Raw genomic sequence first — 15,852 nt, forward strand, 5'->3', positions numbered from 1 at the left:
GGTGGTGGCGCGTACATCACCGCTCGAAGCGAGAGACCCATGCCATGTCCCGTCCTGACCGCCTGCCCGCCCAATTGCCCCGCCTGTTGGTGGAGCGCGCCGTTGCCGCTGCGCTGGAAGAAGATCTGGGGCTGGCGGGCGATCTGACCAGCCAGGCAACACTGGCTCCTCATGCCACGGCTAGTGCGAGCCTGTCGGCGCGCGAGGCGGGGGTGATCGCCGGGCTGGATCTGGCAGCGGCCGCGTTCCGGCTGGTCGGCGACGGGGTGGTGTTTACACCCGCGCTGGCTGATGGCGACACGGTGGCGGTTGGCGGCGTTGTTGCCACGGTGACCGGCCCTGCCCGACTGGTGATGTCTGCGGAGCGTGTGGCGCTGAACTTCCTCAATCACATGAGTGGCATTGCCACGCTGACGCGGACCTATGCGGATGCGGTCGCCGGCACTGGCGCGCAGGTTTGCGACACACGTAAGACGACGCCGGGGCTGCGGGCCTTCGAAAAATATGCGGTGCGCTGCGGCGGCGGGGCCAATCACCGCTATGCACTCGATGATGCGATTTTGATCAAGGACAATCACATTGCCGTCGCAGGCAGCGTAACAGCAGCCTATCAGGCGGCGGAGGCCTTTGCCGGGCATCTGGTGGCAATCGAGATTGAAGTTCAGGATCTGGCGGAGCTGGAAGAAGCACTGGCGGCGGGCGCCCGGGTGGTGCTGCTCGACAATATGGACAACGAGATGCTGCGGCAGGCCGTGGCAATCAATGCGGGTCGCGCCAGACTGGAAGCCTCGGGTGGTGTGAAGCTGGACCGGGTCCGTTCGATCGGCGAGACTGGGGTGGACTATATTTCGACCAGCCAGATCACCATGGCCGCGCAGCCACTCGATCTGGGCCTTGATGTGACGATCGGCGTCTGAGATGACCGCAGGCCTGCAGGCGCCGACCAATGCAGCGCTGACGGCGCTGGTGCTGGAAGCCGCCATTGCGGCTGCCGAAGTCATCATGGATGTCTATGGTCGCCCGATCATCGCTATCGACAAGTCGGACGGCTCGCCGGTAACGCAGGCTGATGCAGCTGCGGAAGCCATAATCCTGGATCACCTCAAGTCCACCGGCATTCCGGTGCTGGGCGAGGAGAGCGTTGCCGCTGGGATTATCCCGGAACTGGGCGCGCGCTATTTCGTGGTCGATCCACTCGATGGCACCAAGGAATTCATCAAGCGCAATGGCGAGTTCACCGTGAATATCGCTCTGGTCGAACATGGCTTTCCGGTAATGGGCGTGGTGCTGGCACCGGTGACCGGCGAAACGTTCGTGGGCGACGCCACCGGCGCCTATGCGTGCAACACGCGTTCCGGCGCCGCCATCGACAAGCATGTGGTAACTGTTTCGTCAGATACCCCGCTGCGCATTGTGGCCAGCCGATCGCACGGCCACGCCGCGCTGGCGACGCTATGCGAAACGCTGGCGGTGGATCTGGATGTTTCGGTGGGCTCGTCCCTGAAATTCTGCCTGCTGGCGCGCGGCGACGCCCAGCTCTATCCGCGATTTACCCCGACATGTGAGTGGGACACGGCTGCCGGGCAAGCGGTTCTGGAAGCTGCGGGCGGGACCGTCGTGACGCTGGACGGGAAGCGCCTGGGATATGGCAAAGGGACCTCTGGCTTTCTCAATCCCTACTTCGTGGCCGCTGCCAACCGAGGGCTGGCACAACGCGCTGCTACAAAAATGAGCAGAATTCTGGGCCAGTTCGCCAGCCATGCAACATAGTCTTAACTGATCTGGCCGTTCTACTACCCCGTACAACTTGCACGATTCATGTTGGGCATATACACACCCAGCATATATCAACCCGGCATATGCCCGTGGAGCTTCGTGCATGAACGTCAGAACGCTTTGTCTGTCCATCCTCTTTGAAGGGGAAGCAACCGGATATGAGATCCGGCGTCTTTGCGTGGAAGGCGAATGCTCCTACTTCATCGAAGCGAGCTTTGGTTCGATCTACCCGGCGCTGGCGCGGCTGGAAGAAAACGGCTTCGTGGTGAGCCGCACCGAGCAGCAGGACGGCAAGCCGGCCAAAAAAGTCTATTCGATCACTGAAGCTGGTCGCACCGAGTTCAAGCAGCAACTGGCAGAGCCATTAGGCGAGGACGTTTTCCGCAGCCCATTTCTGCTGTTCGCCCGCTATGCGCATATTTTGCCGCGCGGGCTGGTCGAAGCGCGGGTTACAGAATATCTGCGCCGCGCCACAGAAGACCGCAAGAAACTCGAAGAAATCCGATCCGAGCGCAGCTGCAATGCAGCTGAGTCATGGGTCATGGAGTACGGACGTGCAATGATGGAGGTTGCCGAACGGCACACCCGCACCCATATGCACGAACTGATCACAATGGCGCGAGCCGAGCCAGAAAAAGACGCGGCAGAATAAAGGGGCGAATTCTCGATGCGTGCATTATTTTCCTACGGTATTGCGTTTCTTATACTGATCCTGGCTGGCGCCTGGTTGGCGACGGGGACTCTGGTCATGGGCGGCAATGGCCCCGGCGAGGGCGAGCGTCCGATCGCTTCAGTGCTTGAGGGCGAAGACCACGGTCCGATCGCCACGCAGCTTGCTGAAGCCGGCGTGCTGGCTGATCACGAAAAAGACGACAGCATTGATCCAACGCTGACGATCGCCCAGCGTAACGAAGCCGAAAATGGCGCTTCTACCGGGCTGCAGTCGGTTCGCACCACGACCTATGTGGCTCAGCCCTACGCAATTGAAGTGTCGCTGCGCGGCCGCACCGAAGCCAAAGCTTCGGTTGGCGCGGTGGCCGAGACTTCGGGCATCATCGATACGGTCCATGTGACAAAGGGTCAGGAAGTCGCAATCGGCGACCTGCTGTGCACGCTTGATCAGGGCACACGCGCTGCGGCAGTGGCGCAGGCCAAGGCGGGTCTGGCGCAGGCAGAAGCCTCGCTGAGCCAGGCACAGGCCGATTTCGACACCAATGCCGAGCTCCGCAGCAAGGGCCTGGCATCGGCCAACAGCGCCCGCGGTGTAGAAGTGGCCCTGACTGCCGCCCAGGCAGGCGTTACGTCGGCTGAAGCCAATGTAGAAAACGCCGAGGCCGAGTTCGACCGCACGGAAATCAAGGCCAAGGTCGCCGGCATTGTCCAGGCACCACTGGCCGTGGCCGGCGCCATGCTGCCTCAAGGCCAGCCCTGCGCGACCATCGTTCAGCTCGACCCCATGCTGTTCATCGGTCAGGTTCCCGAAGCCCGCGTCGGGCTTGCCAAGCTTGGCCTGGATGCGGTTATCACCACGGTGACCGGACAGGAAGTCAAGGGCAAGGTGACGTTCATCGCCGCAACGGCCGACCCCGCAACCCGGTCGTTCCCAGCCGAAATTGAACTGCCAAATCCAGATGGCTCGATCCGCGACGGCATTACGGCCACAGCCGTGGTCAATATGGGCGTGGCGCCCGCACACCTGATCCCGCAGTCTTCACTGACCCTGGATGCAGATGGCGTGTTGGGCGTATCCACGGTTGAGGATGGCGCTGTCAAATTCGTGCCTATCGAGATCGCCAGTGACACCCGCGATGGCGTGTGGGTGCTGGGCCTGCCAGTTGCGGTCGATGTTATCGTGATCGGCCAAGAGTACGTCACCGACGGTCAGGCCGTCGACGCTACCAACGTAACAGCGAGCTAGACCCATGCTGGATTTCATCGAACGTATCCTGCGGATGCCACGCGTCGTACTCACCGTGATGGTGTTGCTGCTTGGCGCCGGGTTCATGGCCTACAATACCTTGCCCAAGGAAAGCTTCCCGGCGATCGACATCCCGTATTTCTACGTCTCGGTGAGCCAGACTGGCGTCGCCCCGCGCGATGCCGAGCAATTGCTGGCCAAGCCGATCGAAGACCGCATCAAGGAACTCGACGGGCTCAAGAACTACTCCTCCACATCGACGACAGGCCATGTCTCGGTGTTTCTGGAGTTTGACGTCAGTGCCGACAAGGATCAGGCGCTATCGGATATTCGCGCCGCGCTCGATGGCGTGTCATCGGAACTTCCCGATGATGCAACCGAGCCGACCGTGTCCGAGATTTCGTTCACCGATCAGCCGGTTATTTCGGTGGCCATTTATGGTGCTGTGCCAGAACGCGAACTGGTTCGCCGTGCCAAGGATCTCAAGGAAGAACTTGAGGGCATGGCCAATGTTCAGAGCGTGACGCTTTCGGGCTCGCGCGATGAAGTGCTTGAGGTGACCATCGACCTCAAGCAGCTTGAAGCCTATGACCTGACCGCCGCGCAACTGCTGGACGCGCTGTCCAAGAACAATATGGTCGTGCCGGGCGGCACGCTGGACTCCGGCCAGGGCTCGTTCAATGTCGAGGTTCCCGGTCTGATCAAGAACGCGCAGGACGTGTACTCCCTGCCGCTCAAGACTGTTGGCGACACCGTCATTACCTTTGGCCAGGTGGCCAACATTACCCGTACTTTCGAGGACGCCACCGAATACGCCCAGGTCAACGGCAAACCTGCCCTGACCCTTGGCGTGTCCAAGAAGCTGGGCAGCAACGTCATCGACGTGTCCGATGAGGTGCGCCGCATCACGGACGAATTCACCGCTGACTGGCCACAGGGCATTCAGACCAGCTTCCTGATCGATCAGGCTGATTCCACCAAGGGCATGTTCCGCTCGCTCGAAGCCGCCGTGTTTACCGCTGTGGCGCTGGTGTTGATCACCTGTATCGCGACGCTGGGCTGGCGCGCCGCTATCATGATCGGCATGTCGATCCCGATCTCGTTCATGATCGCATTTCTGGTCGTCCAGATGCTGGGCATGACCATCAACATGATGATCATGTTTGGTCTGGTGCTGGCGGTGGGCGTGCTGGTGGACGACCCCATTGTGGTGGTCGAATACGCCGAGCGAAAACTGCAGGAAGGCGTGTCCAAGAAGGAAGCCTTCATTCTGGCGGCCCGCAAGATGTTTGTGCCCGTGGTGTCGGCCACCTGCACCACGCTGGGCGCCTTTGTGCCCCTGCTGTTCTGGCCGGGCATTATCGGCAAGTTCATGAGCTACCTGCCGATCGTGGTGATCGTGGTGATGGTCGCCTCGCTGGTATCAGCGCTGATCTTCATGCCGATCATCGGCGCCTTCATCGCTTCGAGTCATGTCGACGAGAAGGAAAAGGAAGCCGCAGACATCGTCATGTATGCCGACAAGTTCGACACCAAGAAGGTGCGCGGCGTGACCGGCTATTATGTGCGGGCAATGGAACACTTGATGCACCAGCCGCTGATCACACTGGCGGTTGGTTTCGGCATCGTGGTGATGATGTTTGCCGCCTATATGATGAACCCGACGGGCACCGAAGCCTTCCCGGCATCGGAGCCTGAATTCGGCACGGTCAACGTGATCACGCGCGGCAATTATTCGCCGATCGAAATCCGCGACATGCTGGTCGAGGTGGAAGACCAGTTGCTGCAGGTCCATGGCATTCAGGACGTGATCATGAGCTTTGGGGGTTCCGCTCCCGATACCATTGGCTCGTTCAATCTGCAGCTGCTGCCTTACAATGAGCGCGTCAAGGCCGCCGAAATCTTCCAGGACATCCGCGAGCGCGTGGCTGGCATTTCGGGCCTTGAAGTGCAGATCGCTGCCCAGGAGAATGGCCCACCAGCCGGCAAGGCCATCAATCTGCGCGTCGAGGGTAGCGTCTATGACGATATCGCCCCGACCGTGGCCAAGCTGCGCGACTTCATCGAGAACGATCTGGGCGACACTATCGAAGTTGAAGATGGCCGCCCTGCCCCGGGTATTGACTGGCAGGTCACTATCGACCGCGAAGCTGCTGCCAAATACGGCATCGGCGTGCGTGAGCTGAGCCCGTATGTGCAGTTAGTCACCTCCGGCGTGAAGCTGGGCACCTACCGTCCTGACGATGGCGGCGACGAACTCGACATCCGGGTCCGCCTGCCCAAGAGCGAACGTACGTTCGATGCGCTGGATCTCGCTGCGGATCGTGACAGCCCAGGGTCTTGTGCCGGTATCGAACTTCATCGACCGCAAGGCCGTGCCCAAGGTTGCCAATATCTCGCGACGCAATGGCGTGTATTCCATGCCGGTCGCGGCTAACCTCAACCCAACCACCGCCGAGGGCGTTGAAGTCACCTCCGCCGAGAAGATCAAGGAGATCAAGGCCTGGCAGGCGACGCAGGAATGGCCCGCGAGTGTGGACATCGTCTATGGCGGCGCTGCCGAGCAGGTGGACGACACCAATGCGTTCATCGTGACCGCCTTTGGTGCCGCGATGTTCCTGATCTTCCTGATCCTGCTGCTGGAATATAACAGCTTCTATCAGGTGTTGGTGACGCTCACGACGGTGATCATGTCCGTCGGTGGCGTGCTGCTGGGCATGCTCGTTACCGGAATGAGCTTCTCGGCGGTGATGACAGGGCTGGGTATCGTGGCGCTGGCGGGTATCGTGGTGAAGAACGGCATCGTGCTGATCGACACCTATAATCACTATAATCGCGACGAACATGTTGAGCCGATCAAGGCAATGCTGATCACCATCAGCCAGCGTGTGCGTCCAGTGTTGCTGACGGCGATGGTGACTGGTCTGGGCGTGATCCCGATGGCACTGAACATCGAGTTCGACTTCATCCGCCGCGAAATCGTGGTGGGCGGCATTGCCGGCTCGTGGTTCATCCACCTGTCGGCGGCGCTGGTGTCGGGCCTGTTCGTGTCCACTGCCCTGACGCTGGTGATGGTGCCGGTGATGGTGGTGGCGCCCAATGTGCTGTGGAAGCAGATCAAGTGGCTTGGCGAGCAGTCTGCCCGACTGGCGCGATTTGCCACTGGCCGCGGCGACCAGCCAGCAACTGCAGCTCCGGCGGGGTTTGACGGCATGGCCGTTGAGATTCCGGCCGATGCCGATGGCTCCAGACGCTATATCGTCAGCCCCGATGCAGGGCTGGTCGAGAAGGAACAGAACGGCGTGACCGTGGTCAGCCGTCCGGATCGACCTGAAGCGGCCGAGTAAGATCGGCGCAAATGAGTACAGAAGGCCCGCAGTAATGCGGGCCTTTTTGTGTTTCTCCAACAAAGCCGTTGGCCGCTGGCCGGATGTCCCGCCCCACAAAGTCAGTCACGTCGAAAACGCCTGCAGCCGCCAGTCGTCGCCCTCGAAATTCAGCTGGCGGATAGAAGGTTTTCGGGTGTCGAGCACTGATGACCAGAAGGCTAAAGCGGGCGTATTGGCCAGCGGTACGGCAATGTGCCAGTCGCCGGAATGCCGCGCCAGTGCGGCACCTAGTGCCTGCCGGGCAACCCCACGCCGCCGATACGCCGCAAGTACAAAAACTCGGCCATGAACCAGCAGGGTTGGCGACCGGTGAGCGGGCACTCGTCGACGACCAGTGCAAAATCCGCGATCTCGTCGCCGACCATGACCAGGTAGGGGTGACGCCAGAAGCGGTCCAGAAAGTCATATTCAAACCGACCATCCAAGCCGACAGGAAACGGCATGAAACTCGTCATGTCGTAGAGGTAAAGCTGAATGAGATTTTCGATCAGCAGTCGTTGGTCGTGTCTGGCAGCGACCAGCATTGGCTCAGCCTGGGTCATACCCAAAGCTAGCGCCGATGAGGGCTATAGGGAAGCCAAGCTATGGCTCCCCGCCTCTACTCGCCCGCCGGTTTGCCACGCTTGACGAAGCCGTCGGGGTCGTTGGCAGTCTGGAGCAGCTTTTCCTCGGCCTCGGTGGCCTCGCGCTGACGGTTCCACATCTGGGCGTACAGGCCATCCTGGGCCAGCAGATCCTGATGACCGCCGCGCTCGGCAATGATGCCCTCACGCAGCACCAGGATTTCATCGGCATTGACGACCGTGGACAGACGGTGGGCAATGACGACAGTCGTTCGATTGGCCGAGACCACATCGAGCGCTGACTGAATGTCGCGTTCGGTCTTGGTATCAAGCGCCGAGGTCGCTTCATCCAGGATCAGGATCGACGGGCCCTTGAGAATGGTACGCGCGATGGCCACGCGCTGCTTTTCGCCACCCGACAGCTTGAGCCCACGTTCGCCCACAGGCGTATCATAGCCCTTGGGTAGGGTTTCGATGAAGGGGCCGACCTGTGCCATGGCCGCCGCTTCACGGACCTCCTCAGGCGTCGCGCCGGGGCGGCCATATTCGATGTTGTAGCCAATGGTATCGTTGAACAGCACCGTGTCCTGCGGGACCATGCCGATGGCCGAACGCAGACTTTCCTGCGTCACGTCGCGCAGATCCTGACCATCAATGGTGATGGCGCCGCCGGTGACATCATAGAAGCGATAGAGCAGCCGGGAGATGGTGGATTTGCCCGCGCCTGTTGGGCCGACAATGGCCACGGTCTTGCCCGCCGGAACCTCGAAGCTGACGCCTTTGAGGATCGGACGGTCGGGGTCGTAATGGAAGGTCACATCATCAAAGCGAATGACCGGACCGGTAACGGCGAGCGGCTTGGCGTTCGCCTTGTCCTCGATCTCGGGGTCCTGATCGAGCAGCTTGAACATCTCCTCGATGTCGGTCAGGCCCTGACGCAATTCGCGATAGACGAAGCCGATGAAGTTGAGGGGGCGGTAAATCTGCATCAGGAAGGTGTTGAGCAGCACGAAATCGCCCAGCGTCAGCGTCTTGTTGAGCACGCCGTTGATGGCCATGATGCCGATGACGAGGAAGCCGCCGTAAAAGATCAACGCCTGGCCGAAGTTGAGGAAGCCCAGTGAGGTCCAGATACGGATCGCTGAGCGCTCATAGCCGGCCATGGAGGCGTCGTAGCGATCCGCTTCCATCTTCTCATTGGCGAAGTATTTGACCGTTTCGTAGTTGAGCAGGCTGTCGATGGCCTTGCCGTTGGCATCGGTGTCGGAATTGTTCATGTCCCGACGGATGCCAATGCGCCAGTTCGACGCCTTGATGGTGAAGAACAGATAGCCCCAGATCATGGCGATCAGTACGCCGAGATAGCTGATGCCGAACATCCACACGAAGATCACGGCGGTGATGGCGAATTCAACGATGGTGGGGGCGATGTTGAGCATGGTGAAACGCACAATGGTTTCAATGCCCTTGGTGCCGCGTTCGATAACCCGGCTGAGGCCACCCGTACGGCGCGCGAGATGGAAGCGCAGCGACAGCCGATGCATGTGATGGAAGGTGCGCAGGGCGAGCTTGCGCACGGCGTTCTGGCCAACGCTGGCGAACAGCACGTCGCGCAATTGCTGGAAGCCGGCATCAATGATGTTGCCCAGCACATAGGCAATCACCAGCACGACGGGGATGGCAAGGCCCATGATCAGGGCACTGTCAGGAGCATCACCATCCAGGCTGTCGATAATGCCCTTATAGGCAAAGGGGATCAGCGTGGTCGCAACCTTGCTCAGCAGCAGGGCGCCAATGGCCAGCACCACACGCAGCCGCAGGTCGGCCCGGTCGGTGGGCCACATATAGGTCCACAAATTCCTGATCGTCGACAATACGGAGCCTTCGTCCGCGCTGACGGACGCTTTCTTCTCATCGGTATCAGACGACATCAGACGGTTTCCGCTTCCATTTTCGGGGTGGTCGGGCCCAAGCCGGCGAGCATGCCGGAATAGGCGGAGCCGAGAGCATCAAGACGCTCGCGCTGAATGATGTAGCAATTACGGGTGCCGCGGGGCTTGCGCTCTATGAGCCCGGCATCAAGCAGCACCTTGATGTGCTGGCTGACTGTGGACTGTGCCAGGGTCAGGGATTCGGTCACATCGGCGCAGCAACACTCACCGCGCTGCTGACGGGCGATGATGCGGAGAATGTTCAGGCGTACCGGATGACCCAGCGCCCGCATGATGGTGGCAATGTCGTCGTCTTGCATCGGTTCAACTGCGTTGATCGGCATATTACGATATATGGGAGTATCCGCCGAAATAATCAATGGCCCGCCAGTGAGGCGGGCCATGTTGTACTCAGTTGATCGCGCCTTCGGGCAGATTGAACACCTGACCGGGATAGATTCTGTCCGGATCGCGGATCTGACCGGTATTGGCTTCGTAGATGGTGGTGTATTTAATCCCTTCGCCATATACGCGCCGGGCAATGGTCCAAAGATTGTCACCGCGACGGATAATGGCCTTGCCGGCAGCAAATCGCTGATCATCGACACTGCCCACCGACACAGCGACCATGGTCGGGATCGCCGGATCTGCTTCGGCAGCGGGCTGTGCGGCAGTATCAGCCGGTGCGGGGTTGTCCGTGGCTGGCGTCGCAGCGGGTACTGTCGTCTGGCCGGCCTCGGCGGTTACGACAGGCTCGGCAATAGCGGGCATGTCGATGACGAAGTCGACTTCGGCACGCGATGCAACCTCGGCGCTACCGCTTTGCAGCATATCGATACGAACGCGCTGGTTTGGCTTGGTCAGCACCTTGCCCGCTTCAATGAGCCAGCGACCATCGGAAACGGTGCTGTCAGCAATGAAGCTATCATCGACATAAAGGCGGACAGTGGCGCCGTTGGGGCCGCTACCCGCGAAGAACGTGCGTTCACCCTCGACTTCGACCGCGTCGATGGTGACGGCAGCCATGTCGCTCGCAATTGCTGGTGCAGCAGCTTCGACCACGGCCGCTTCGACGGCGGGTGCTGCGACCGGATCGGCCGCTGCCCCTGCCGTTGCCGGTTCTGTCGTCGGCGCAGCAGGCTCAGTTGGGGTGGTTTGCGCGGTTGTCTCAGCCACAGCCGTTGACGGGGTAGACGTTGCTGCGGCCGCTGCGGGTTCGCTTGAGCTTGCCGCATCAGCTGCTGGCTCAGCCGCATCTGTAGTTGCGGTTGCCGTGGCAACTGCAGTTTCAGCTGGTGCGGCTGGTGTGGACGCTTCGCTGGCGGGCGTTGCCGGCTGGGCAGTGGTTACCGCGGTCGCTGCAGAAGTGGCAGCGGAAGCGGTTGTTGCTGCGGCCGCTTCTGCGGTCTGCTCGCTCGCCATCGCCGTGGTCGCTGCAATGGATGCCTCAGCGGCTGCGGCCGGTTCGGTTGCTGTTGGTTCAGCGGCGGGCGCAGGTGTCGCGGGGTCTGGCGTGGTGGCCTCAGCGCTCACCGCTGCTATCTGGGTCTTGCTGCCCGCAGTGGCGCGCGGCAGACCCTGCAGAACTTCGCTGACCGCGCCGGGGGTGCTGGCGACCACCAGCGGCTCGCTAGTCTTGTCTTCATTGATGGCAACGACAAAGGATTGCGGGGCGAGCCCCTCCTTGCCCGTCTCACCAAGGGTAATCTCGGTGCCACCGGGGGCAATGCGGACGTCGGGCACAAGCACCCAGTCGCCGCTGGCCTCAACAGTGGTGGTGCCCAGCAGGGTACCATTAGAATAGATTTCGATTTCGCTGCCAGGTGTTCCGCTACCGGCGATCACCACCGAACCATCAGGCTCGGCGCGCAACAGACCAAATGTCGCCGCGATCAGGTTGTCGGGGGCTTCTGCCGCCGCATCGGCGGGCACGACATCAAGCTCGGGTTCAACCAAAGCCGTGTCGGTTTCGGGCTCGGACGCCGCGGCAGGTTCTACCGCTTCAACGGGATCAACCGCAGTGGCCGTCGCTTCGACCGGCGCAGGCGCGCCGCCGGGCAACAGTCCTGTTTCGCGCAGCTTGCCCTGCAGGCACTGACCCAAGCCATCATCAGCATTGAAGCAGGTGACCACGCTGGGCCCTGCAAGAACGCCAAGAATAATCGCGACAGTGACCGCAGCAGCTCCGAGTGTGAGCGCCAGAGGCTGTTTCGGAGCGGTTGGTTTCGGAGCGGAATCGGCCAGTTTGTCCTCCCGGACCGTTGTGACGGCAACGCCGTCCGGTGTGATCAGCTGTCGGGTTGCGCGCTAGAGCGCTTCAGTCTTGAGCAGCTTGTATGTGATTGATTCATACAGAGCTTCAAAGGAAGCATCAATGATGTTGGGTGAAACGCCGATGGTATACCAACGCTCGCCCGTGCCGTCGCGGCTTTCGACCAGTACACGGGTGACCGCGCCCGTGCCGCCGTCCAGGATACGCACCTTGAAGTCCACCAGTTCGAGGTCCTCGATACGAGACGAATACTTGCCGAGGTCTTTTCGCAAGGCCAGATCAAGAGCATTGACCGGGCCGTTACCTTCAGCCACCGACATCAATAACTCGCCTTCGACACGGATCTTGACCACCGCTTCGGTGACGGTGATCTCCTCGCCCTGCGCATTGTGGCGGCGCTCAACGGAGGCCCGATAGGTGTCGACGTCGAAATAGCTGGGCAACGTGCCGAGCACTTCATGGGCCAGAACGGCAAATGAAGCGTCGGCGCCGTCATAGGAATAGCCGCGCGATTCGCGCTCCTTGACGGTAGCGAGCAACTTTTCGAGCCGCGGATCATCCTTGGCGAGCTCAATGCCGTGGCGCGCCAGCGCCGTCAGCAGATTGGACTTGCCGGCCTGCTGGGAAACCATGATGGAGCGTTCATTACCCACGCTCTCTGGTGGCACGTGCTCATAGCTTGAGAAATCCTTGAGCAGGGCCGAGGCGTGAATGCCAGCCTTGGTGGCAAAGGCCGAGGCACCGACATAGGGCGACTGCTTGAGCGGCGCGCGATTGAGCCGATCATCAAAGGCGCGCGAGAACTGGGTCAGGCGCGACAGGCTATCGGCGCTGATGCCCGTATCGAAGCGGTCGGCAAAGACCGGCTTGAGCGCCAGAGTGGGAATCAACGTGATCAGATTGGCATTGCCGCAGCGCTCGCCAATGCCATTGAGTGTGCCCTGGACCTGGCGCACCCCGGCCTGCACAGCCGCCAGGGTATTGGCCACGGCCTGACCGGTATCGTCATGGGCATGGATCCCCAGATGATCGCCGGGAGCGACTGTGAGCACCCTGGCCACAATGTCACTGACTTCACTGGGCATGGTGCCACCATTGGTGTCGCACAGGACGACCCAGCGGGCGCCGGCATCAAGTGCGGCGCGCACGCACGACAGCGCGTAATCCGGATTGGCCTTGAAGCCATCAAAAAAATGCTCGCAGTCGATCAGCGCTTCCTTGTCGGCCGCGACTGTCGCCGCCACGCTGTCGCGCAGACTGTCGAGATTGTCCTCGAGCGAAATTTCGAGCGCCGTGGTGATCTGGTGGTCCCAGGCCTTGGCGACGAAGCACACCGCTTCGGCCTGTGAATTGATCAGGCCCTGCACGCCCGGGTCGTTGGCGGCGGAGCGCCCTGCCCGCTTGGTCATGCCAAAAGCGGTGAATTTGGCGCGCCTGGTGCGCTTGGTTTCGAAGAACTCCGTATCCACCGGATTGGCGCCGGGATAGCCGCCCTCGATATAGTCCACGCCCAGATCTTCAAGTAGCCGACAGATGGAAATCTTGTCCTCGACCGAGAACTCGATTCCGGCCGTCTGCGCACCGTCGCGCAGGGTGGTGTCGAAGATATAGAGGCGTTCTTTGGTCATTAAACTCACTCAGGCCAGCGGTCAGTATCGTGATCGGGATGCTGATGATTGGTGGACGCGATGAAGGCGGCAGTGTCGGGCTGCTCAGCCTCGGTGCTTGGGCGATCGGGGCGATGGCCCATGGCGTTGACCCAACCCAGGCGGCTTTCGACGCCGTGCTGATCGACCGGCGGGAACGCCTCGGGCTGGTCCAGCGAACCGATCGAAACCGATATGTGATCGCCATCACGATATCCGAAGGTCAGTGGTGTGCCGCATTGTCGGCAAAAGCCGCGCTCGGCCTGATCGGAAGAGTGGAAGATGGCAATCTCGCCGCGGGTGACGGCGAAGCTATTGAGCGGTCCACCGACGAGCGGTGCATAGAAGCTGCCAAAGGCTTTCTGGCACATGCGGCAGTGGCAGATATGGGCGCCGTCAGGCTTTTGATCGAAACGATAGCGCACAGCGCCGCACTGGCAACCGCCGGTAAATGTCTGGGTCATGGCCGATCCTCTTTGGGTGGCCAGTCGGCGGTGTCATGGTCGGGGTGCTGATGGGAGTGGATGCCCGCCAGAAAGGCGGCCCACTCATCATTGGCCTCGGCCCGGACCGGCAGCGCGGTCAAACCATCGAAAAAGGGTAGCTTATCAGCCAGGTTGACCTGGATTTCGGGCACAGCGGCCGCCGGATCGTCAAAAGCGCCGATGGCCAGTTCGAGGCCGAAGCGCGTCTCATAGGCCAGCGGCGTGCCGCAATCGCCGCAAAAGGCGCGGCGCGCGGCATTGGAGGACTGGAACCATTTTGGCGTGCCACGGGTCCAGGTCGCATTGTGGGCAGTGGCCAGCGGGCCGAAGAAACCGCCAAAGGCCTTCTGGCACATGCGGCAATGGCAGATGGAGGGACGGCCCAACCGCGTCACCCGGAACCGCACAGCGCCGCACTGGCAACCGCCGGTGTAAACCTGAGGGGCATCGCTCATCGCTTGATCTCCCACTTGGTCTGGCGGGCACCTGCCTCGTCCTTGTAGTCCATCAGGGTTATGCCCTGATCGGCCAGTTCGGTGCGAATGGCGTCAGCCTTGGCAAAATCCTTGGCATTCAGCGCAGCGAGACGGTCGGCAATGGCGGTGGCAAGATGGGGCGGCTCAGCGGTATCGGCTTCGGTGGCCAAGAGTGTATCGAGTCCAAAACCCAGGAAACGCAACGTGGCAGCCAGGCAGTGCCTGGCTATGTCACCGCCATCGCGATTGGCTTTTTTGGCGATGACATCAAGGGCGACGGTGGCGCGGTGAAATCCCAGATCGTCGGCAAGCTCCATTATCACGGACTGATCGGGACCATCGCTCTCGGTCAGCGTTGCGCCCTGCGCAGCGCGCTGCCAGTCGCGCAGCTTGGTTTCGGCTTCTTCGAGCCGCTTGACGGTGAAGTCGATGGGTTCGCGATAATGGGTCATCAGCATGCCCAGACGCAACACATCACCGGGCCACTGGCGGCCACCGAAATCGGTGGTCTCGAGCAATTGGGCAATGGTGTAGAAATTGCCCAGGCTCTTGCTCATCTTCTGGCCTTCGACCTGCAGGAAGCCATTATGCATCCAGACATTGGCCATGGCATGGGTGCCGTGGGCGCAGCGCGACTGGGCAATCTCGTTTTCATGGTGGGGGAAGATCAGGTCGAGCCCGCCGCCATGAATGTCAAAGAGCTGACCGAGATAACGTTCGCTCATGGCCGAGCATTCAATGTGCCAGCCGGGTCGACCACGTCCCCAGGGGCTGTCCCAACCCGGCTCGCCATCGCTGGACTGCTTCCACAGCACGAAGTCGGCGGGATTGTGCTTGTGAGCTTCCACGGCGATGCGAGCGCCGGCAAGATTGTCTTCCAGATTGCGACCGGAAAGCTGGCCGTAGTCGGGCATGGATTTGACGTCGAACAGCACTTCACCATTGGCGACATAGGCGTGCTGCCTGGCGACCAGTTCGGCGATGAGGGTCTGCATCTCAGCGATGTTGTCGGTGGCGCGGGGCTGGATGGTCGGCTCCAGGCAACCCAGCGCGGTCACATCGGCCTGATACTGGGCAGCAGTGCCTTCGGTCACCTTGCGGATGGCCTGATTGAGCGGCAGGTCCGGGTAATCGCGGGCGGCACGCGCATTGATCTTGTCATCGACGTCGGTGATGTTGCGCACATAAGTGACGTGATCGGCGCCATACGTCTGGCGCAGCAGCCGAAACAACAGATCAAACACGATCGCCATGCGGCCGTTGCCGATATGGGCAAAGTCATAGACCGTGGGGCCACAGGCATACAGGCGCACATTGGCCGGATCGATGGGAACGAAGCGTTCCTTGGCGCGGGTGAGCGTATTGTAGAGCTTGAGCTGCGGCGTGGTCATGTGGT

12 protein-coding genes and 1 pseudogene are annotated in these 15,852 nt (G+C 61.1%); 5 read left to right on the forward strand and 8 right to left on the reverse strand.

Annotated features, from left to right (window positions below; genetic code table 11):
• Positions 1–44 precede the first annotated feature (44 nt).
• From nadC to AC0L37_RS12055, 5 genes and pseudogenes are all read left to right on the forward strand, one after another.
• Entirely contained in the window at positions 45–917 is an 873-nt protein-coding gene (gene nadC / locus AC0L37_RS12035; RefSeq protein WP_282221012.1) for a carboxylating nicotinate-nucleotide diphosphorylase, read from the forward strand.
• A 1-nt stretch (position 918) separates the two neighbouring features.
• Positions 919–1,770 carry a 3'(2'),5'-bisphosphate nucleotidase CysQ gene (gene cysQ / locus AC0L37_RS12040; protein ID WP_282221011.1) on the forward strand — a complete coding sequence of 284 codons (852 nt, stop codon included), beginning with the start codon at positions 919–921 and terminating at the stop codon, positions 1,768–1,770.
• A gap of 109 nt (positions 1,771–1,879) precedes the next feature.
• The gene (locus AC0L37_RS12045) at positions 1,880–2,428 is read left to right on the forward strand and encodes a PadR family transcriptional regulator (protein WP_282221010.1); all 549 of its coding nucleotides are present in this window, start codon (positions 1,880–1,882) and stop codon (positions 2,426–2,428) included.
• A gap of 15 nt (positions 2,429–2,443) precedes the next feature.
• Positions 2,444–3,694, forward strand: a complete 1,251-nt coding sequence (locus tag AC0L37_RS12050; protein WP_282221009.1) for an efflux RND transporter periplasmic adaptor subunit — start codon at positions 2,444–2,446, stop codon at positions 3,692–3,694.
• 85 nt (positions 3,695–3,779) lie between these two features.
• Positions 3,780–7,041, forward strand: a pseudogene (locus tag AC0L37_RS12055) (efflux RND transporter permease subunit).
• A 269-nt stretch (positions 7,042–7,310) separates the two neighbouring features.
• Here AC0L37_RS12055 and AC0L37_RS12060 read toward each other — a convergent pair.
• The 8 genes from AC0L37_RS12060 to cysS all read right to left on the reverse strand — a co-directional run bounded on the left by AC0L37_RS12060 (position 7,311) and on the right by cysS (position 15,847).
• A complete protein-coding gene (locus AC0L37_RS12060) occupies positions 7,311–7,607 on the reverse strand; it encodes a hypothetical protein (RefSeq protein ID WP_282221007.1) in 297 nt (98 codons plus the stop codon).
• Positions 7,608–7,681: 74 nt separating this feature from the next.
• Positions 7,682–9,577, reverse strand: coding sequence for an ABCB family ABC transporter ATP-binding protein/permease (locus AC0L37_RS12065; protein ID WP_282221006.1), 1,896 nt, complete (start codon positions 9,575–9,577; stop codon positions 7,682–7,684).
• Positions 9,577–9,897: an ArsR/SmtB family transcription factor gene (locus AC0L37_RS12070; protein WP_212658551.1), complete on the reverse strand. Its 321-nt coding sequence runs from the start codon at positions 9,895–9,897 to the stop codon at positions 9,577–9,579. The genes AC0L37_RS12065 and AC0L37_RS12070 overlap by 1 nt, the downstream gene beginning before the upstream one ends.
• Before the next feature lie 91 nt (positions 9,898–9,988).
• Positions 9,989–11,710: a LysM peptidoglycan-binding domain-containing protein gene (locus AC0L37_RS12075; protein ID WP_282221005.1), complete on the reverse strand. Its 1,722-nt coding sequence runs from the start codon at positions 11,708–11,710 to the stop codon at positions 9,989–9,991.
• Positions 11,711–11,884: 174 nt separating this feature from the next.
• Positions 11,885–13,477 (reverse strand): citramalate synthase, encoded by a 1,593-nt coding sequence (gene cimA, locus AC0L37_RS12080; RefSeq protein WP_212658553.1) that lies wholly within the window; start codon positions 13,475–13,477, stop codon positions 11,885–11,887.
• A gap of 5 nt (positions 13,478–13,482) precedes the next feature.
• Complete coding sequence (locus tag AC0L37_RS12085; RefSeq protein ID WP_282221004.1) at positions 13,483–13,959, reverse strand: GFA family protein; 477 nt, start codon at positions 13,957–13,959, stop codon at positions 13,483–13,485.
• On the reverse strand, positions 13,956–14,435 hold the full coding sequence (locus AC0L37_RS12090) for a GFA family protein (protein WP_282221003.1): 480 nt from the start codon (positions 14,433–14,435) through the stop codon (positions 13,956–13,958). Before AC0L37_RS12090 ends, AC0L37_RS12085 begins: the two co-directional genes overlap by 4 nt.
• On the reverse strand, positions 14,432–15,847 hold the full coding sequence (gene cysS, locus AC0L37_RS12095; protein ID WP_282221002.1) for a cysteine--tRNA ligase: 1,416 nt from the start codon (positions 15,845–15,847) through the stop codon (positions 14,432–14,434). Before cysS ends, AC0L37_RS12090 begins: the two co-directional genes overlap by 4 nt.
• Between the last annotated feature and the right edge of the window lie 5 nt (positions 15,848–15,852).

Source organism: Devosia sp. J2-20, from assembly GCF_055808475.1.